This window comes from Nocardioides furvisabuli, assembly GCF_021083185.1.
Classification (GTDB): Bacteria; Actinomycetota; Actinomycetes; order Propionibacteriales; family Nocardioidaceae; genus Nocardioides; species Nocardioides furvisabuli.
This window is the reverse complement of sequence record NZ_JAIGQB010000008.1, coordinates 17,990-37,103: the sequence shown is the minus strand read 5'-3', so window position 1 is coordinate 37,103 and position 19,114 is coordinate 17,990. Positions and strand designations below refer to the sequence as shown.

Annotated in this window: 21 protein-coding genes; 16 read left to right on the top strand and 5 right to left on the bottom strand. The window is 68.4% G+C overall.

Annotated elements, in window-relative coordinates:
• Both K4G59_RS15170 and K4G59_RS15165 read left to right on the top strand, forming a co-directional pair.
• Complete coding sequence (locus K4G59_RS15170) at positions 1-996, top strand: alpha/beta hydrolase (protein ID WP_231251909.1); 996 nt, start codon at positions 1-3, stop codon at positions 994-996.
• A gap of 165 nt (positions 997-1,161) precedes the next feature.
• The gene (locus tag K4G59_RS15165; protein ID WP_231251908.1) at positions 1,162-1,944 is read left to right on the top strand and encodes a helix-turn-helix transcriptional regulator; all 783 of its coding nucleotides are present in this window, start codon (positions 1,162-1,164) and stop codon (positions 1,942-1,944) included.
• 16 nt (positions 1,945-1,960) lie between these two features.
• Here the strand turns inward: K4G59_RS15165 and K4G59_RS15160 are convergent, their stop codons facing one another.
• From K4G59_RS15160 to K4G59_RS15150, 3 genes are all read right to left on the bottom strand, one after another.
• Positions 1,961-2,593 carry a 3-oxoacid CoA-transferase subunit B gene (locus tag K4G59_RS15160; protein WP_231251907.1) on the bottom strand — a complete coding sequence of 211 codons (633 nt, stop codon included), beginning with the start codon at positions 2,591-2,593 and terminating at the stop codon, positions 1,961-1,963.
• Positions 2,590-3,360, bottom strand: coding sequence for a CoA transferase subunit A (locus K4G59_RS15155; protein WP_231251906.1), 771 nt, complete (start codon positions 3,358-3,360; stop codon positions 2,590-2,592). The genes K4G59_RS15160 and K4G59_RS15155 overlap by 4 nt, the downstream gene beginning before the upstream one ends.
• Before the next feature lie 214 nt (positions 3,361-3,574).
• A complete protein-coding gene (locus K4G59_RS15150) occupies positions 3,575-4,747 on the bottom strand; it encodes an acyl-CoA dehydrogenase family protein (protein WP_231251905.1) in 1,173 nt (390 codons plus the stop codon).
• A 206-nt stretch (positions 4,748-4,953) separates the two neighbouring features.
• On the opposite strand from K4G59_RS15150, the gene K4G59_RS15145 reads away from it, so the two are divergent.
• Positions 4,954-6,582, top strand: a complete 1,629-nt coding sequence (locus tag K4G59_RS15145; protein ID WP_231251904.1) for an AMP-binding protein — start codon at positions 4,954-4,956, stop codon at positions 6,580-6,582.
• A 156-nt stretch (positions 6,583-6,738) separates the two neighbouring features.
• Here K4G59_RS15145 and K4G59_RS15140 read toward each other — a convergent pair whose 3' ends face one another.
• Positions 6,739-7,737, bottom strand: coding sequence for a helix-turn-helix domain-containing protein (locus tag K4G59_RS15140; protein WP_231251903.1), 999 nt, complete (start codon positions 7,735-7,737; stop codon positions 6,739-6,741).
• A gap of 222 nt (positions 7,738-7,959) precedes the next feature.
• Here K4G59_RS15140 and K4G59_RS15135 point away from each other — a divergent pair, with 222 nt between their 5' ends.
• The 8 genes from K4G59_RS15135 (at position 7,960) to K4G59_RS15100 (ending at position 14,224) form a co-directional block, all read left to right on the top strand.
• Entirely contained in the window at positions 7,960-8,898 is a 939-nt protein-coding gene (locus K4G59_RS15135; RefSeq protein ID WP_231251902.1) for an alpha/beta hydrolase, read from the top strand.
• An 838-nt stretch (positions 8,899-9,736) separates the two neighbouring features.
• A complete protein-coding gene (locus tag K4G59_RS15130; RefSeq protein ID WP_231251901.1) occupies positions 9,737-10,165 on the top strand; it encodes a DUF6153 family protein in 429 nt (142 codons plus the stop codon).
• Positions 10,166-10,243: 78 nt separating this feature from the next.
• Entirely contained in the window at positions 10,244-11,116 is an 873-nt protein-coding gene (locus K4G59_RS15125; RefSeq protein ID WP_231251900.1) for a F510_1955 family glycosylhydrolase, read from the top strand.
• Positions 11,113-11,340, top strand: a complete 228-nt coding sequence (locus tag K4G59_RS15120; protein ID WP_231251899.1) for an SHOCT domain-containing protein — start codon at positions 11,113-11,115, stop codon at positions 11,338-11,340. The genes K4G59_RS15125 and K4G59_RS15120 overlap by 4 nt, the downstream gene beginning before the upstream one ends.
• Complete coding sequence (locus K4G59_RS15115) at positions 11,337-12,803, top strand: multicopper oxidase family protein (RefSeq protein WP_231251898.1); 1,467 nt, start codon at positions 11,337-11,339, stop codon at positions 12,801-12,803. Before K4G59_RS15120 ends, K4G59_RS15115 begins: the two co-directional genes overlap by 4 nt.
• Before the next feature lie 86 nt (positions 12,804-12,889).
• On the top strand, positions 12,890-13,150 hold the full coding sequence (locus tag K4G59_RS15110; RefSeq protein ID WP_231251897.1) for an SHOCT domain-containing protein: 261 nt from the start codon (positions 12,890-12,892) through the stop codon (positions 13,148-13,150).
• A 95-nt stretch (positions 13,151-13,245) separates the two neighbouring features.
• On the top strand, positions 13,246-13,821 hold the full coding sequence (locus K4G59_RS15105) for a DUF305 domain-containing protein (RefSeq protein ID WP_231251896.1): 576 nt from the start codon (positions 13,246-13,248) through the stop codon (positions 13,819-13,821).
• Positions 13,822-13,837: 16 nt separating this feature from the next.
• The gene (locus tag K4G59_RS15100) at positions 13,838-14,224 is read left to right on the top strand and encodes an NADH-quinone oxidoreductase subunit A (RefSeq protein ID WP_308189406.1); all 387 of its coding nucleotides are present in this window, start codon (positions 13,838-13,840) and stop codon (positions 14,222-14,224) included.
• A gap of 125 nt (positions 14,225-14,349) precedes the next feature.
• Here the strand turns inward: K4G59_RS15100 and K4G59_RS15095 are convergent, their stop codons facing one another.
• Positions 14,350-14,673 (bottom strand): hypothetical protein, encoded by a 324-nt coding sequence (locus tag K4G59_RS15095; RefSeq protein ID WP_231251895.1) that lies wholly within the window; start codon positions 14,671-14,673, stop codon positions 14,350-14,352.
• A gap of 6 nt (positions 14,674-14,679) precedes the next feature.
• On the opposite strand from K4G59_RS15095, the gene K4G59_RS15090 reads away from it, so the two are divergent.
• The 5 genes from K4G59_RS15090 to K4G59_RS15070 are packed head-to-tail and all read left to right on the top strand — an operon-like array spanning position 14,680 to position 19,114.
• Complete coding sequence (locus tag K4G59_RS15090) at positions 14,680-15,369, top strand: hypothetical protein (protein WP_231251894.1); 690 nt, start codon at positions 14,680-14,682, stop codon at positions 15,367-15,369.
• A complete protein-coding gene (locus K4G59_RS15085; RefSeq protein ID WP_231251893.1) occupies positions 15,362-16,315 on the top strand; it encodes a complex I subunit 1 family protein in 954 nt (317 codons plus the stop codon). Before K4G59_RS15090 ends, K4G59_RS15085 begins: the two co-directional genes overlap by 8 nt.
• Positions 16,316-16,317: 2 nt before the next feature.
• A complete protein-coding gene (locus K4G59_RS15080; protein WP_231251892.1) occupies positions 16,318-16,881 on the top strand; it encodes a hypothetical protein in 564 nt (187 codons plus the stop codon).
• A complete protein-coding gene (locus K4G59_RS15075; protein ID WP_193667652.1) occupies positions 16,878-17,180 on the top strand; it encodes an NADH-quinone oxidoreductase subunit NuoK in 303 nt (100 codons plus the stop codon). The genes K4G59_RS15080 and K4G59_RS15075 overlap by 4 nt, the downstream gene beginning before the upstream one ends.
• Positions 17,181-17,188: 8 nt before the next feature.
• On the top strand, positions 17,189-19,114 hold the full coding sequence (locus tag K4G59_RS15070) for a proton-conducting transporter transmembrane domain-containing protein (RefSeq protein WP_231251891.1): 1,926 nt from the start codon (positions 17,189-17,191) through the stop codon (positions 19,112-19,114).

The window sequence follows — 19,114 nt, the reverse complement described above, 5'->3', positions numbered from 1 at the left end:
GTGTCCACCACAACCAACCACACCACCGCCCCGCTCGACCCGGACGCGAAGGCGGTCGCCGACCAGTTCGCCGTCCTCCTTCCCGCCGGTCTGTCCGGTCTGGGCGTCGACGGCGTCCGAGCGTTCGGAGAGCAAGCGAACACCCAGACGCCGCCGGCGGCCGAGGTGCACCGGGTGAGTGAGCACCAAGCCCCGGGTCCACACGGAGACGTTCGGGTGCGCCTGTATCGGCCCGACTCGGCCGGGCCGGTCCCCGTCCTGCTCTACATCCACGGTGGTGGTTGGACGATGGGATCCATCGACGGCGGCGTCGACTACCTGGCGCGCGATATCGTCTGCACGCTCGGCATCGCAGTGGCATCGGTGGAATATCGCCTGGCACCAGAGCACAAGTTTCCGATTCCGGTCGAGGACTGCCAGGCGGCCTTGGCCTGGCTCCGCGGCTCGGCGCCCACGCTGGGCCTGGATCCGTCGCTCGTCGCGATCGGCGGCGACAGCGCAGGAGCCAACATCGCGGCGGCCATCACGCATCTGGACCGGGGCAACGCCATGCCTCTGGCCGCCCAGGTGTTGTTGTGTCCGGCGACCGAGTATGCAGTTGACCGGCCCTCGTGGATCGACAATGCCAACGCCCCCCTGCTGACTGCCGCCGACACGGTCTGGTTCTGGGATCAGTACCTGCGCACGGAGGCTGACCGAACCGATCCGCGGGCGACCCCGGCCAACGCGAGCTCCTTCGCCGACCTGCCTCCGGCACTGGTGGTCGTGGCCGGACACGATCCGCTTCGCGACGACGGTCTCCACTACGCCGAGCTCCTCGAAGGCGCCGGAACTCCCGCCGAGGTCGCTCGTTTCGACGGATCGTTTCACGACTTCATCACGATGCCTGCCCTGGCGGCCTACCCACGCGGGCTGGGGGCGGTCACTGGGTTCCTCGCCAATGCGTTGGCCGCGGGCTCCGCACCGACCGCAAAGGAGACCGCGCAAAGGAGGTGAGGTCCAGAACCTCACTCGCCGCGCGCAGCCCCGGGCCAGCTTCTCTGGGGTGTCGCCGCGTCAATCGCTGCTCGATCACAGGAGGTGAGCGTGGTGCCTGCGTCAACTGACGCGGTCCTCAATCGTCTGAGCCCCGCCATGCCCGCCTGGCGCAGCGTCGGTGGCATGGACTTGGCCTTCGGCGGGGTCGTCGACGAGAAGTCCGGCTCGCTTCACATCATGTCGACGGTAGGTGCGAGGACGAAGGCTCTCAACAACCTCGAAGTCGTCTCCCGGACGGGACTCGGCGGCAAGGCGCTGGCGCTTGTGCGTCCTACGAGCGTCGAGAACTATGAGGCCGCCAGCGGGATCACGCACCACTACGACCACGCGGTTCGCTCTGAGTCGCTGGTGACGGCGGTCGCCATTCCGATCGTCGTTGCCGGCACACCTCGTGCGCTCGTCTACCTCGCGAGCACCACCGAGGTCTCGATCGGCGACCGATGGTTCGACACCCTCGAACCGCTACGACGTCGACTGCAGCACGAGATCCTCGTCGAGGACGAGGTCCAAGCGCGCCTGGCACAGCTTCAGGCGGGTTCGGCTGCTCTGAGCTCGACGGCGAACACCATCGAGCTTGCTGCCGTAGTCCGGGAGCTTGGCGAGGTCTCAGCTGAACTTGGCAACGCCGCGATGAGCGCGCGACTCGACCGCATCCGACAACGGCTCGACGGTGGCCTTGCCGTCGACCGCGGCGTCGAACTTCCCAACGGCTCCCGACTGACTCGCCGCGAGATGCAGGTCCTGGTCGAGGCAGCCCGCGGGTTGTCCAACCGACAGATCGCCGAGAACCTCGGCCTGCTGCCCAACACGGTCAAGTCCTACCTGCAGGACCTGATGCGCAAGCTCGACTGCACCAATCGTGTCCAAGCGATCGCAGCGGCCCGGACCGCGGGTTGGATCGATTGACCGGGCGCCACACGGCTCACCCGGCGAGCACCTGAGGCTCGGTCTTCTCCCGCACCTCGTCGATGGTGACGGCTGTCGCGAGCTCGACGAGCTGCAGTCCGTCGGCGGTGATGTCGAGGACGCCGAGGTCGGTGATGATCCGCTGCACGACGCCACGGCCCGTGTAGGGCAGTGAGCAGTCGTTGACGATCTTGTACGACCCGTCGCGAGCGACGTGCTCCATGAGCACGATGACCCGGGTGGCGCCGTGGACCAGGTCCATCGCGCCGCCCATGCCCTTGACCATCTTGCCGGGGATCATCCAGTTGGCGATGTCGCCAACCGCCGAGACCTGCATGGCGCCGAGGATCGCGGCGTCGATCTTGCCGCCGCGGATCATCCCGAACGACGTGGCCGAGTCGAAGAACGATGCGCCGGGCCGCAGCGTGACGGTCTCCTTGCCGGCGTTGATGAGGTCGGCGTCCTCGTCTCCATCGAGGGGGTAGGCACCGGTGCCGAGCACGCCGTTTTCAGACTGGAGCACCAGCTCGACGTTGTCAGGTACGTAGTTCGGCACCAGTGTTGGGAGCCCGATCCCGAGGTTGACGTAGGACCCGTCGCTCAGCTCCGCGGCCGCCCGTGCGGCCATCTCTTCACGCGTCCAGCTCATACCGTGGTCTCCTTCGTCCGGACGGTCCGCTTCTCGATCCGCTTGTCGGCTGCCTGTCCGGCTGTCAAGGCCACCACGCGCTGGACGTAGGCGCCCGGGGTGTGCACGAGGTTCGGGTCGAGCTCACCCGGCCCGACGAGGTGTTCGACCTCCGCGATCGTCACACGCCCACACATTGCCGCCAACGGGTTGAAGTTGCGCGCACTGTCGCGGTAGACGAGGTTGCCGTGCCTATCGCCTTTCCAGGCGCGGACCAGACCGAAGTCGGCGACGATCGCCTCCTCCAGCACGTAGTCGAGGCCGCCGAACTGCTGGACCTGTTTGGCCGGTGAGGCCACGACCACCTTGCCATCAGGGTCGTAGCGCCACGGCAGACCGCCGTATGCCACCTGGGTGCCGACGCCGGTGCGGGTGAAGAACGCCGCGATCCCGGACCCACCAGCACGCATGCGCTCGGCGAGCGTGCCCTGCGGCGTCAGCTCGACCTCCAGCTCGCCGGCGAGGTACTGGCGGGCGAACTCCTTGTTCTCCCCGACGTACGACGCCACCATCCGCCGCAGCCTGCCCTCGGCGAGCAGGATCCCGAGACCCCAGCCGTCGGTCCCGGCGTTGTTGGATACCGCCTCCAAACCGTCGACGCCCGAAGCGTGCAACGCCCCGATCAGTACCGACGGGATGCCGCACAAGCCGAACCCGCCGACCGCGATCGTCGAGCCTGGCCCGATGTCGGCGACGGCCTGTTGGGCTGACGACACGACCTTGTCCATCGCTACGACCTCGCCTCGACCGTGAACAGTGGCGCCCCGAGAGGTACCTGGTTGCCGACGACTTCCTGGACGCGCTTCACTTCCCCGGCGACCGGCGACCGAAGGCTGAGCGCCACGCGGACCTGGGTGTTCACATCGACCAAGCCCCGCGCCCGCGAACCATCGATCACCATCGGCGTCCCTGCCACGTCTTCCTCGCCCTGGCCAGTCATCATCACTCGACCGGGAGCCCGAGTCCACGTGCGATCAGCATCCGCTGCACTTCAGAGGTGCCTTCTCCGATCTCGAGCACCTTCGCGTCGCGATAGAACCGCACCACTGGGTACTCCTCCATGAACCCGTAGCCACCGAACACCTGAGTCGCGATTCGCGTAGCCGTCACAGCTGCCTCGGTGCAGTGGACCTTCGCGACCGACGCTGCTTGCTTGAACTGCTGGTAGGGCGCTCCCGCGTCCTTGAGCGCTGCTGCGCGGTACGTCAGCAAGCGGCTGGCGTGGAGCATCACCTCGAGGTCAGCGATCTGGAACGCCACGCCCTGCTTGCGTCCGATCGGCCCGCCGAACGTCTGACGCTCGCCGGCGTACTGCAGCGCCATGTCGAGACAGGCCTGGATGCAGCCGACGCTGAGTGCCGAGATCGCCACCCGTCCGTCGTCGAGCGTCGCCAGGAACTGCGCATACCCGCGACCCTGTTCTCCGAGCAGGTGGTCGGCAGGCACCCTGACGTCCTCGAACGACAGCGGGTGCGTGTCCGAGGCGTGCCAGCCGAGCTTGTCGTATGCCTTCTCAGCCGTGAAGCCCGGCGTTCCTGCGGGAAGCATGATCGTGGAGATCTCTGGCTTGCCGTCCTGGCGGGTCCCTGTGCGGGCCGTCACCGTCACCACGCTGGTGATCTCGGATCCAGAGTTGGTGATGAACTGCTTGGAACCGTTGACCACCCACCCGCCGTCGACCAGCTCGGCTTTGGTCCGGGTTGCTCCGGCGTCCGAGCCGGCACCCGGCTCAGTGAGGCCGAACCCGGCGAGACGTTCACCTGCCACCAGGTCGGGCAGCCATCGCTCCTTCTGCTCCTGGGTGCCATAGGTGAGGATCGGATTGATCCCCAACCCCACCGCGGCCTGCAGGGTGATGCCCATCGACTGGTCGACTCGGCCGAGCTCCTCGATCGCCACGCACAGACTGGTGAAGTCACCGTCGTTGCCGGCGCCGCCGTACTCCTCGGGAGCGGTCAAGCCGAAGAGACCGAGCTTGCCCATCTTCTGGACGACGTCGATCGGGAAGTGGTGGTCCTTGTCCCACAGGGCGGCGTGCGGCGCGATCTCAGCCTGCGCGAACTCGCGCACGCTGTGGCGGAACTCTTCATGTTCGCGGGTCAGCTCAAAGCTCATGTCGGGACCGTATCCAGGAGGTTAACGATCGCTCACCTCCGATCGGAGGTGCCTGAGTTCGGCATTGCGCTCCCACGTCAGCGTCGTCGTGTCAGGGTGCCATCCACCCCACAGATCCCTGACCGGTCGACCAGCAACGGGTTGGGACCGCGCACCTCCGATCGGAGGTGTGAGCAGTGTCTTGTCGGTGTCTAGGGTCCGGATGTATGAGTACCAGTACGGCATACGACAGCGGTCCCGTCGGAACGGAGCTGTTGGACGAGACCATCGGAGCCAACTTCGAGCGGACGGTCGCCGCGCACCCAGATGGTGAGGCGCTGGTCGAGGTCGCGAGCGGGCGACGTTGGACGTGGGCGGAGCTCAACAAGGATGTGGATGCGCTCGCGCGAGGACTCCTCGCTGCTGGGTTGTCCACGGGTGATCGGCTGGGGATCTGGGCGCCCAACTGCGCCGAGTGGACCCTCGTGCAGTACGCCACCGCCAAGCTGGGCGTGGTGCTGGTGAACGTCAACCCCGCCTACCGCACGCACGAGTTCGTCTATGCGGTGAACCAGTCCGGGATGCGGATGCTGATCGCGACCTCGAGTTACAAGACCAGCGACTACCGCGGCATGATCGAGGAGACCCGCGCCGAGTGCCCAGACCTCGAACGTGTGGTCCTTCTCGACACCGATGACTGGGCGACGCTGGTCGAGGAGGGCAAGGCGGTCGACCGCGGAGCCGTCGCCGAGGTCCTCGCCACGCTCGAGCCGCGCGACCCGATCAATATTCAGTACACCTCCGGGACAACGGGGCGCCCCAAGGGTGCGACGCTGAGCCACCGCAACATCCTCAACAACGGGTACTTCACAACCGAGCTGATCAACCTGACCCACGAGGACCGGCTCTGCATCCCGGTGCCCTTCTACCACTGCTTCGGGATGGTGATGGGCAACCTCGGCTGCACCAGCCACGGCACCACGATGGTGATCCCGGCACCGGGCTTCGACCCCGAGATCACTCTCCGCACGATCGAGGCCGAGCGGTGCACGGGCGTCTACGGTGTGCCAACGATGTTCATCGCGATGCAGAACCACTCGACCTTTGCCGAGCACGACCTCTCGACCCTGCGCACCGGGATCATGGCCGGATCCATCTGCCCGGTCGAGGTGATGAAACGCTGCATCAACGACATGCACATGTCCGAGGTCTCCATCGCCTATGGCATGACCGAGACCAGCCCGGTGGCCACGCAGACCCGATCCGACGACGACCTGGACCGGCGAACTGCCTCCATCGGCCGGGTGCACCCGCACCTCGAGATCAAGATCGTCGACCCCGCCACCGGCGAGACCGTTGAACGCGGGGAGACCGGCGAGTTCTGCACCCGTGGCTACTCCGTGATGCTGGGCTACTGGAACGACCCGGAGAGGACAGCCGAGGCGATCGACGAAGACGGGTGGATGCACACCGGAGACCTGGCCGAGATGCGCGACGACGGCTACTGCAACGTGGTCGGCCGGATCAAGGACATGGTGATCCGCGGCGGAGAGAACGTCTATCCGCGGGAGATCGAGGAGTTTCTCTACGCCCACCCCGACATCGAGGACGTCCAGGTCATCGGGGTTCCGGATGATCGGTACGGCGAGGAGCTGTGCGCCTGGATCAAGCTGCGGGCCGGCGCAGACCGCCTCGATGCGGCTGCCGTCAAGGCCTACTGTGACGGCCAGCTCGCGCACTACAAGATTCCGCGATACGTCATGCTCGTCGACGAGTTCCCGATGACGGTCACCGGCAAGATCCGCAAGGTCGAGATGCGTGACACTGCTGCGCGCCAGCTCGGACTCCAGCGCTGACGGACAACGAGGTCTCGGCCCGCGAGAGCCGTTCCGCCAAGTGCGGCACGGTGACTGGCGCGCTGGTCGCGGCCTGCTCCACGATCAACTCGTGTTCGCGGCGGGGTCAACCGTCCGAGAGCGGCCAGTCGTTGGCGACCGGCGGGACGATCGCTGTCAGGGCAAGGCCCTCAGCCTGTCGTCGCCCTGCCGCCCGGGGTCTGTGCGGAAGTGGCTCGGTGACACGCCGTACTGGGCACGGAATGCGCGGGTGAAGTGACTTGGATCGTAGAACCGCCACCGAGCGGCGATCTCGGTGATGGAGGCGTTGCTCGACACCAGGTCCTGACGGGCTCGAGCCAGCCTGCGGGTCCGGACGAACCCGACGACGGTGGCGCCCGAGCCTTCGAACAGGCGGTGCACCGAACGGACGGACACGTTGTGCGCCAGAGCAATCGTCGAGGGGCTGAGATCCAACCCGTCTAGGTTGTGTTCGATCCAGCGGTTGATGGAGGCACGCAATGCTGCGCCATCCCGCGGCAGGGGCTCATCGACCTGCTCAGGCTGCAGAGCTGCACTGACGAGGTCCAGCGTCGCATTGCGCGCCGCGGCGACCGCGGCTGGGGAGAGTTGGTCGACCGTGCGCGCAAGAACGTCGAGATAGCTCGTCAGAAGCTCGGTGGCTGGCGCGTCCTTGCCGAGAATGGCCCCAGCGATACCCAGGCTTCGGGCACCGATCTCGTCGAGGGCGCTCCGCGGCACGAAGAGGCTCCGCTTCGCGAGGGGCTCGAGAACGCGGAATTTCACTGGGCGGGTGGTATCCCACACCACGGCGTCGCCGGCGCGCATCTCGGCCGCTGCGTCGTGCTGCGACACGACCTCCCGGCCACGGAGGTTGATCAGGATGACGACGTAATCGAGGTCGGCGCCCTTGATCCGGCTCGCGGAACGGACCCCGCTGCACGGGTCACATGTCACGTCGACCAAGGCCAGGTCGTCGATCCACATCCGGCGGGCCGTCGCGCGGAACGGCTTCGGAGACCGAGTCATGGGCTCGTCGGAGATGCGCAGCCGAAGATCGACGTGGGTCGAGGAGAGAATCTCCTCCCACCGGCCCTCCTTGTCCGCCTCCGGTACGCCGTTGAGGTCGTAGTGCTCGGTCAGAACCTGCCCCACGGCGGCCCCCTTTCGTTGCGGACCCCGCGAGCGTAGCCCTGGCCAGTCGCTCCTGGCCTGTACGAGCGCGCCAAATCCTCCAGCAGCGTGCCCCCGATCCGCCGGGCCACCCACGGCGCATCGATGAGGCGCTGACGTACCAGAAGTTGTCGCGGTCGTCCCAGCCCTGGTTGCACAGCGACCGGCATGGTGTGACCCACAGCAATAACGAGGAGGATCGAAATGAGCCGCGAGGACATCGAGTTCGATGCACAGGGAACGACGCTCAGGGGCTGGTTCTATCCGGCCACGGGCTCGGACGGTGACGCCCCCTGCGTGGTCGTCCAGCACGGGTTCGCCGCCGTCAAGGAAATGTGGCTCGACCGCTACGCCGAGGTGTTCCAGGAGGCCGGGCTCAGCGCCCTCGTCTACGACCACCCGGGCTTCGGGGCCAGCGACGCGGTGCTAGGCACACCCCGTCAGGAGATCGATCCGTGGCAACAGGTGCGGTGCATCCAGCACGCAATCACCTACGCACAGAGCCGCCCGGAGGTCGACGCGGAGCGGATCGGCCTGTGGGGTTCCAGCTACGGCGGTGGCCACGCCTATGTCACTGCCGCGATCGACCGCCGGGTGAAGGCCGTCGTCGGCCAGGTGCCCGCGATCTCCGGCTCCCATAGCTTCCAGCAGCTGGTCCGCATCGACAACTGGGCGGCCATGGACGCCGCCTTCTCCGCCGAGCGGCAGGCCCGCGCCGCCGGGGCGGACGCCGCCTTGCTGCCAGTGGTCGACAAGGACCCGACCGCGATGTCGGCCCTCCCGACCCCGGATTCCTATGAGTGGTTCCAGACGACGGCGGACGATCGAGCCTCGTCTTGGCGCAACGAGGTCACGATGACGTCGATGGAGTACTTCCGGGGTTACGAGCCCGGCATCTACATCCCGCTGATCGCACCGACTCCGCTGCTCATGATCGTCGCCCCACTCGACCGCCTGGCCGACGGGCGACTGGCAACGGCTGCTTACGAGAAGGCTTCACAACCCAAGAACCTCGTTCTCGTCGGCGGCGGGCACTTCGACGCCTACACCGGTGATGGGTTCGAGACGAGCTCGGGCGCTGCCCGCGACTGGTTCGTTGAGCACCTCGGCCGCCGTCGCCCGCACGAGGGGGATCATCGCTAGCTCGAGCGCACGGCATTCGTCGGTGGGTTGCAGAAGGCGGTTCGCGGTACTACGCAGCGACAGCTCCATCGCTGCGTACTCGGGATCGGCGGCGGTGTCCGGCCGCAGACGTCGGCAGCGTCCGACCGAGTCCATCAGGGGTCGGCCGCGCAGTTCCTCGCGCAAGGCGACGGGCGCGGCAAACGACAAGTGCTTCGAGGACGATGGTCGCGGCGACCCGCGCGAGTTTCGCGCTGTCACGGCCGGTGATGAGCGTGCGCAGTCCTTCGCGGGCACCACGCGAACGCGGCGTCGCCCAGGTCTTGCGGTCAAAGATCTCGCGTGCTGCACGCACGGCCGGTGCCAGGCCTGACGTCGAGCGTGTCTCTGGGGTGCCGTGCCAGGGCGGTTGACCGCGGGCGTCTGTGCACGTCTGAGCCTGCTGACTGCAGGGCGCGGTTTGGGCGCACTTTGAGTCGCAACGGCCCGCAACCGGCTACTAACGCCAGCAACCCTCGAAGTCAGCATCATTGCAGGTCAGCGGGCACCTTTGGCCGCCGATCGCAGTCAAGCGCAAAGTTCTGCAATCCCGCGTAACGTCGCCGGTGAGTTCCCGATGACAAGTCATGTGGAGTGCGTCGCGCTGCTGGAGCCTGTGAACGTTCGCGTGAGGCTGCCCAAGCCGACTTGACGGTGACCGGCCATGTGGAGCGCGTCGCGCTGCTGGAGTCTTCCTTCGGACCAGTGTCGATGGCACGTGCTCGCTCCTCGGGTCCGGTGCCGCTGCCTGCCCTCACAGCGGCAGGATCGAGGTGTCCGGCTGGCGGCCGGGTGTGGCTGTGCCTAAACTCAGGAGGCGATGACTCTTGCCGACCGCACCTTCCCAGGAGCCGTGAGGACGCGGCTTCCGCTGGCCGTGCTCCTGTGCGCAGTCGCGCTCGGGATCGTTGGCATGCACGGGCTGGCGTCCGGGCCGGAATCCGGCGAGCACGTCGGACACCACGCCGCCCCGACGATCATGATGACCACCGACACCACGTCGGGCGTGGTCGCATCCCCCGGCGTCGTTGCCGGCAACGAGGCCCCGCCGGCGGATGACGCGGGGTTGGTCGCGCTGTGCCTGATGGTGCTCACGCCCGGTCTGGCGCTGGGCCTGTGGCTGCTCGCCGCTGCGGCACGCGGCGGAGGATGGCGTCTGCCGCGTCCGTTGCCGTGGGTCGTCTCCGCACTCGACGTGGCGGGGCTGCCACCGCCGTTCGAACGTCAGCTGACCGTACTCCGGATCTGATCAGGCACACCGGCGCACCACCCACGTGGGTCCGGTGCGTCTGTCCTGCCCGTCACCGATCTCAATGGGAGTATGCGCATGTGCGCGACGCGCAATTCACTGAGTCTGTCTGCTGGTCTCCCTCTGGTCGTCGGCCTCTCCGTGGCCGCGGCCCTGCTCGCCGGCTGCGGCTCTACAGAGGACCCGGCCGCCTCGGACGCCGCTGCGGCCGGGGAGGAGCTCGGCCATGTCCACTCCCTCGACGTGAACCCCGCGGACGACACGCTCTACGTCGCGAGTCATCACGGAGTGTTCGCCCTCGGTGCCGACGGGTTCGAGCGTGTGGGGGAGGCGCGTTTCGACGCGATGTCGTTCACCATCGCCGACGCGGACCGCTTCCTGATGAGTGGACACCCCGAGCCGGGCGCCGGCGGACCCGCGCACTTCGGACTCTCCGAGTCGAAAGACTCCGGTCGGACGTGGAGGTCGCTCTCATTGGAAGGGGCGGCGGACTTCCATGCGCTCGAGGCGTCGGGTGACCGCGTGTACGGGGTGGACTCCCAGAGCGGGCGCCTCATGTCCACCGAGGACGGCAAGCGGTGGCGCGACCTGGGACAGCTGCCCGCCGCCGACGTGGCTGCCCATCCAGGCAACCCCGATCTTGTGCTGCTGACCGATGGCAGCGGTTCGCTCGTCCGGCTCCAGGTCCCTGGGTCTCCCGAGGTCGTGGAGTCCGCGCCGCGGTTGGTGCTCCTGGACTGGGACAGCGAGGACCTGCTGGTCGGGGCCGGCCCCGAGGGGTCGGTCTACCGCAGCGTCGACGGTGGGGACACCTGGCGGGAGGTGGGATCACTCCCGGACGTGCCTCACGCGCTGACCGCCACCGAGTCGCGGTGGTACGCCGCTACGGGGGTCGGCGTCCACGTGTCCACCGATGCTGGTGCCACGTGGTCCGAGGTCGGTCGCCCATGATCGCGTGGTTCTACGGAGTGCTGCTGGTCCTCGGCGTCGTGCTGCTGGCGGTGACGGCGGTGCGCATGCTGGCCGGGGGCCTCCACACCGGTTCGGGCCGGCCCGGTCGGCCGAGCGGGACCGGTGGTGCCCGACAGATCCTCGAGAAGCGGTACGCGGCGGGCGAGCTGAGCACGGAGGAGTACCAGCACCGGTCGCGCGTCCTGGAGGAGGGACAATCGTGAGATCGATCAGCCGACGCACGGCTCTGACGATGGGCGGTGCCGGCCTGGTGAGCACCGTCGTCGGTGGCACGGGCCTGTGGCGGGAGCTGTCCACCTCGGTCCTGGACCCCGTCGCCGGGGAGCGGTTCACCGAGCCCGAGGTTCTCCGGAGTGCCGGCGGCCTGCTGGAGGTACGGCTGGAGGCTGCGCTGGGCAAGCACGAGGTCGCCGGCCGACAGGCCACGACGATGGGGTTCAACGGCGGTGTGCCGGGTCCCACGTTGCGGCTGCGCCCGGGCGACACGTTGCGGGTGGAGCTGGTGAACCGGCTCGATGAGGTCACGAACCTGCACGTGCACGGGCTGCACGTCTCGCCCGAAGGCAGCGGCGACGACGTGTTCGTCGCTGTCGAACCGGGCCGGGCGCATCGCTACGAGTATCGGTTGCCCGACAGCCATCCACCAGGCGTGTACTGGTACCACCCGCACCACCACGGCACGGTCGCGGCCCAGGTGTTCGGCGGACTCTACGGCGCCATCATCGTGGAGGACGACGAGGAGATCCCCGTCGACCGGGAACGGATCATGGTCGTCTCCGACATCACCCTCGACTCCGGCGGCTCGCTGGTCAGCCCGTCCACCATGGAGCAGATGATGGGCCGCGAGGGTGAGCTCGTCCTGGTCAACGGTGCCGTTGAGCCGGAGCTCAGGGGTCGATCGGGTGAGCGTGAACGGTGGCGGATCGTCAACGCCTGCACCGCCCGCTACCTCGCGTTGAGACTGCCAGAACAGCGGGCTCGAGTGGTCGGTCGCGACGTGGGTCGGCTGCCCCGGGACACGGCGTTGGAGGACGTCGTGCTCGCCCCCGGGAACCGGCTCGACCTGGTGGTCGACCTGTCCGAGGGAAGCAGCGAGCTCACCGCGATGCCGGTCGACCGTGGCGACATGACGGGCCAGATGATGGGCGGGGGCCCGATGCCAGGCGGTGACGGGCCGGTGACGCTCGCCCGCCTGGGCGTGTCCGCGAGCGGCAACCGAGCCGCGGGGGGGATCCCGCCTGGCCCGGCTGTCCGCGACCTGCGTGAGGCTGACGTCGATGGTCGTCGGTCGATCACCTTCCAGATGGGCATGGGCGCGGTGATGGGCGGTGGCGACGGTCCGATGAGCTTCACCTTCGACGGTGAGGAGTTCGACGCCGACCGGATCGACCAACAGGTGGGGATGGACACGGTGGAGGAGTGGGTCATCGGCAATGACAGCTCGATGGACCATCCCTTCCACTTGCACGTGTGGCCGATGCAGCTGCTGGAGGTCGACGGGCGACAGCTGTCTGAGCCGGTCTGGCTCGACGTCGTGAACGTTCCCGCCCGCAGCCAGGTCAAGGTCCGGGTCGCGTTCGAGGACTTCGGCGGTCGGACCGTCTACCACTGTCACATCCTCGACCATGAGGACCGGGGGATGATGGGCACGATCCTGGCCAGTTGACCTTGTCTGCGGTCACCGCCCAGATCGGGTCGCCTGACAACAGAGGCGGAGCTTCGGGCTCGAGGAATGAAAGCGAGGTGAGACCCATGTACGGCAACGGAGGGGGCATGGGGATGTGGTTCATCTGGCCCGTCATGATCCTGGTCATCGTCCTCGTCGTCGTGCTGCTGGTTCGCGGCAGCGGCGGAGGCGCGAACCGCGGCAGTGGCAGCGCGCCACCGCCTGGACCGGGGACCGGGAGAACTCGAGCGCAGGAGATCCTCGACGAGCGCTACGCCCGTGGCGAGCTCACCGACGAGGAGTACCAGGACCGTCTCCGTCAGCTCCGAGGCGACAGCGACCGATAGGCGCAGGCAAGACCATCGCCCCGGATCACCGACGACAGGCTCCGGTGTCACAACCGGCGATGTGGACAAGTATCCCCGATGAGAGGAGACCCAGCATGACCACGAAGTCCGATCAGAACCAGTCCTCCGAGCACGAGCAGCGCAAGTTGCACGAGCGCAAGATGTACCTCGTCTTCGCGGCCATGATCACCACGTCGACGGTGACGATGTTCCTGCTCACCTACACCAACGCGTTCACCTGGTCGCACATGACGTTCAGCGAGGAGCGGGTCTACATGGCGATCCTCATGGGGTCGGCGATGGCGATCATCATGCTCGGCTTCATGTGGGGGATGATGTACAAGAACGTCAAGGTCAACGTCGCCATCATCGTCGCCGCGCTCGTCGTGGGGGGCTCCGCGTTGTGGCTGTCCCGGTCGCAGACGTTCGTGCAGGACGAGTCCTACATGAAGGGCATGATCCCGCACCACTCGATCGCGATCCTCACCAGCGAGCGGTCCGAGATCGAAGACGTGCGTGTGCGCAAGCTGGCCGACGAGATCATCGAGGCTCAGCGCATCGAGATCGCCGAGATGAAGTGGCTGATCGAGGACATCGAGAAGAACGGCGCCGCCACCACCGAGGAAGAGGCCGAGCAGCGCCCCGTCCCGGACTTCGAGGCCGGCCCCTGAGCACGGATCCCCGTCCATGGCCAGCCGGTGGCGACGATCTGAACGCGAGAGGAGAGTCATGTACGCAGGGGTTGTCGCGATGGCGAGCGCGGTCGGGGTACTCGTACTCGGGCTGTACGCGCTGCACAGGCTCACCGCCGTAGCGCCAGACTCGCTGAACGTGCTTCCGTTCGAGTCGGGCTGGGCCCCCGCGCAGCACGCACTGTCGCGGTACCACGTGCGCTGGTACCTCGCGACGCTGCTCTTCCTCGCCTTCGACGTCGAGATGCTGTTCATGTATCCCTGGGCGGTCGTCGTCGCACAGGTCGGCGTGACCGCGGTCGTCGAGATGTTCCTCTTCCTGGCTGCCTTGTTCGTCGCCGTGCTCTGGGCATGGCGGGAGGGGGCACTGCGTTGGGTCTGAGTGACGTGCTCGCACGGAGCGCTTCCCGGCACGCTCACGCTCTGGTCGTCGAGGTGCCGGGCTCGTGGCGCGCGCGAATGACGGCGGAGCGCAACTTGTTCGCGCGAGGATGGCGCCTCGCCGACTCACCCGCGGACGCCGACGTACTCGTCGTGTGCGGCGCACCCGGGCCGGGGCTCGCGGAGGCGATCGAGAGCGTCTGGCACCAGATGCCGGGACCACGGGTGCGCGTGGACGTGCACGCGGGCGACGAAGTGGGTGCTCGACTGGACGAAGCGCACAGGGGCCTGCTCGACACCGACCACCACCGCCGTGACGCGCAACAGCGACCCACCGCCTCCGAACTCCTCGCCGAGCAGGCCGAACCTGAAGCCGAGAGCCATGGCGGCCACGAGGGCATGGACCACGGCGGCCACGACGGCATGGACCACGGCGGCCACGAAGGCCATGACGACATGGAGATGTCCCCGGGAGGGATCCCGCTCGCGGAGGGCGGTGAGGACCGCGACGGCCTCGAGATGGACGTCTTGCAGGTGCGTTTCGGGCCTGTTCTGCCGCACTGGCCGGCCGGGCTGGTGTTGCGCTGCTCGCTGCAGGGCGACGTCATCGTCGAGGCACAGGCCGAGCTCGTCGACGGGGCTGCCCGCCAAGAGGACGACGTCATCGGGCCAGCCCGCGGCATCGACAACATCGCCTCGCTCCTGGCGTTGACGGGGTGGGACGACGCCGCGGCAGAGGCCCGGCGGATCCGCGACACCGCTCTGGAGCCCGGGGACGGAGCGGCGGGCTCGGATCTCGAGCGTCTGCGCCGGAGGGTCCGTCGTTCGTGGACGTTGCGCTGGTCGCTCCGAGGCGTCAGGCGGCTGAGCGACGAGGGCGCGCACGCCCGGGGGTTGCCGGCCGACGCGGTCGGTGACACCTACGACCGGCTGATCGGCATGCTGGACCGGGCGGTCGCCGGTGTTGCCGCGACCGCCGCCGGTGACACCGGTCGGACGAACGTCGCCGACCGGACACTCTCGACCGACCACCTGGCACCTCTGGTGACGGGTCTGGATCTCGCCACGGCACGTCTGGTCCTCGCCAGCCTCGACGTCCACGAGCTGGTCGCTGGTCAGGCGGAGCACGAGGTGTCCCATGGCTGACCCGATGCCGATGACGGACTCGCCGATCACCACCGTTGCACCCGGCTGGGCCATCGCCGCCTTGGCCATGCTCGGTGTGTTGGCCGTTGCCGCTGCCATGCTGGACGGTGCCCTCGCCGCGCGTGCCGGCGGCGGAGCAAGCGGTGTGACGCGGCCGTTCGGTGAGGCGGCCCGGCTGATGCGGCAGCGTCGTCGTACCACCGTCGAGGCGGACCGCCTGCTGTGGCGCATGGGTGGTGCCGGGCTGCTGGTAGTGGCCGCGCTGATGGTGACGGTCGTGCCGTTGGGGGAGTGGACGATCTTCGACCTCGACGTGGGCGTCATGTGGTTCAACGCCATGGACGTGATGGTCTGGGCGCTGGTGTGGCTGACCGGGTGGGGTGCGAACTCGGCACACTCGCTGGTCGGCGGCTACCGGTTCCTGGCGCACGGCCTGGGCTACGAGCTTCCGTTGATGTTTGCCTTGGTCGCTCCGGCGATCGCCGCCGAGAGCCTGAACGTCGGCAAGGTCGCGGCGGCCCAGGACGGCCTCTGGTTCGTCGTCTGGATGCCGGTGGCGTTCGTGGTCTACCTGCTCGGGGTCGCAGCCTTTTCCGTGTGGGGACCGTTCGCCCCGGCCCTCGGCGCCGACATCGCCGGCGGCGCCCGCGCGGAGCTGTCGGGCGTGGACCGGCTGGTGTTCGAGGCGGGTCGCTACGCACTGCTCGCCGCCGGCGCCGCGTTCGCGGTCCCGATGTTCCTCGGTGGCGGCGCCGGCCCACTGCTCCCGGACTGGGCGTGGGTGCCGGTGAAGACCGTTGCCCTGCTCGCGGTCCTGGTCTGGCTGCGGCGGCGGTTGCCGGCCTTCCGCCCCGACAAGTTCATGGAGGTGGGCTGGATGCTGCTGCTCCCGGCCGTGCTGCTGCAGGACCTGGTCGTCGCCGTCATCGCCGTCTGGAGGTCGTGAACGTGATCAGCGACATCGCTTTCTGGGGGTTCGGGCTCGTCGCGTTGCTCGGCGGCGCTGCGGTCTTCTACGTCAACTCGATGGCGCGCGCGACGTACGCCCTCGCCCTGTCGTTCGTCGCGGTCGGTCTGCAGGTGCTCTTCCTGCAGCAGAACTACGTCGGAGTGGTGACGATCCTGATGATGGTCATGGAGATGGCGATCATGGCCGTCTACATGGTCATGTTCATGGGGATGAACCCGGCGCTGATGCCGATGAGCATGGTGCACGGCAACAGGACCGCCATCGCCGTCGCCCTGACCACGTTCTTGGGGCTGGCGGCGGGCATCCTGATGGTCGACTGGCCCGCCCGCCTGGGCGGTCCGTCGTCGGACGTCACCATGGCGCTGGGGGAGTCGTTGATGGGCCCGAAGATGCTGGTGATGGCGGTGATCAGTCCGGTCATGGTCGCCACGATCGTGGCTGGCGTCGTGCTGGCCGCACACCGCACCCGCTACGACCGGTTGGGCGACGACCTGAAGCAGCGTCCCGCAGACGACCCTCAGCCGGGAGGTGTCGGCCGATGACCTTGGAGGCGACGCTGCTCATCGCCGCGGCGATCTTCAGCGTGGGGCTGTACGGCGCGATCTCCCAGCAGGTCGTGGTGATGGTGATGATGGGCCTGGAGCTCATGATCAACGCTGTCATTCTCGCCGCTGCCGGCGTCTGGTGGTTCCTCGCGCCCGACCCGACCGGGCAGGTCCTGCTCATGGTGATCATCGCCGCGATGACCGTGGAGATGGCGATGGGCTTCGCGGTCGCCACGCTGCTGCATCGTGAGCGTGGTGCCGACATGACCGACATGGCCACGGACCTGTCGGGGTGACCATGTCCATGTCCGAGACCGCACTCTGGCTGCTCGTTCTGCTGCCCGCCGTGGTGGGCGGAGGGCTCGCACTCTCCCGCCTGGAGCAGGGGGCGGCCGCCGTGTCGGTGGCCACGGCCTTCACCACAGCCGCACTGTCGGTGGTGGTCGCCCTCGAACGGCCGAGGGTGTCGGTCCCGTTCATGGCCGGCAGCGATCTCGCCTTCGGGGTGGATGCGCTGTCGGCCTTGGTCGCACCGACCGTGGCGGTCGTGAGCCTGCTCGTGCTGGTGTTCTCGGCCGGCGAGATCCGGGAGTCACAGGCCCGGTTCCACGGGCTCATGCTGCTCTTCGCCTCCGCCGCGCTCCTGACGGCTACTGCCGAGACGCTGCCCGCGCTGCTGTTCGCCTGGGAGGTGATGGGTGCGACGTCGTTCGCCCTGATCGGGTTCTGGTGGCGCGACGACCACCGGGTCACCGCGGGCCTGACCGCGTTCGTGACCACTCGCACGGCGGACGTCGGGCTGTACGTCGCGGCTGGAGCAGCGCTCGCTGGTGGAGCCGGCCTGGCACTGGGCGACCTTTCGGCGAGCAGCGAGGGGTGGCGCCACGTAGTCGCGGCGGGTGTCCTGGTCGCAGCGCTCGGCAAGGCGGCCCAGCTGCCGTTCTCGTTCTGGTTGTCGCGGGCGATGGAGGGCCCGAGCCCGGTCAGCGCACTGCTGCACTCCGCCGCCATGGTCGCCATGGGCGGCTACCTGCTGCTGCGCACCGAGCCGCTGTTGGCCGCGACAGGCTGGGCCGCGCCGACTGCAGCCTGGGTGGGCGCGCTCACCGCACTGCTGCTCGGCGCCGTCGCCGTGGCGCAGCGGGACCTCAAACAGCTCCTCGCCGCCTCCACGTCCGCCCAGCTCGGCTTCGTGGTCATGGGCGCCGGGCTGGCCTCGGTGAGCGGGGGAGCGGCACACCTCGTCGCCCACGCCTCAACCAAGGCGCTGCTCTTCCTCGCCGCCGGGGCTTGGCTCACCGTGCTCGGCACCAAGCATCTCGCTGGCCTGCGTGGCGTGGCTCGAAGGTGGCGGCTGGTCGGCTGGGCAGCCACCGCGGGTGCGCTGTCCCTCGCGGGCGTCGCCCCGCTGGCGCTGTGGGCGACCAAGGACGCGATCCTCGCCGCGGCGCTGGCGGACTCACCGTGGCTCTACGCCGTCGGCCTCGCCGCGGCCGCGTTCTCGGCGGCCTACGCCGGCAAGATCCTGGTGATGCTGTGGCGACAGCTACCCGAGCGGGAACACGCCCAGGTCGAGGCACACCTCGACGAGGAGGAGCGAGGCACCCGCCACATCGGCATGCTGGAGCAGACGCCGCTGGTCGCCCTCGCCCTCGGCGCAGTGGTCCTCGGCGTGCTCGCGCTGCCGCCGTTCGGCGACACGGTCGTCCGCGCTCTCGGCGAGGAGCCGCTCCACCCGACATGGGCGGAGATGGCTGCGTCGGTCGTGGTCGCACTGGGGGTGCTCGCGCTCGTGTGGTGGCGTCCTGTGCCGGAACCGGGCTGGGCCCTGGCCTGGCTGGGCCTCGAGCGCGCAACACAGGCCCTCGTCGTACGCCCGACCCTCGCGCTGGCAGAGGCGCTGGCGCGCTTCGACGACCGCGTCCTGGACCGGGGCGTGGCCGGGTCCGCCGCGGCCGCGCTCGGTCTGGCGCGTCGGGCATCGACCTTCGACGACCGGGTGCTGGACGGGGCGGTCGAGGCAACGTCCCGGGCGTCCTTGCTGGCCGCGGCTGGTGCGGCACGGGACGACGACCGGTGGTTCGATCGGGCGGTCGAGGGGCTCGCTGCGCAGCTGCGCCGCCTCGGCCGGCTCGCACGTCGTCCGCAGACCGGCCAGCTGCACCAGTACTACATCCAGGCCGTCGCGGTGCTCGCGATCGGCGTCCTGCTCCTTGTCACGGTGAGGTGA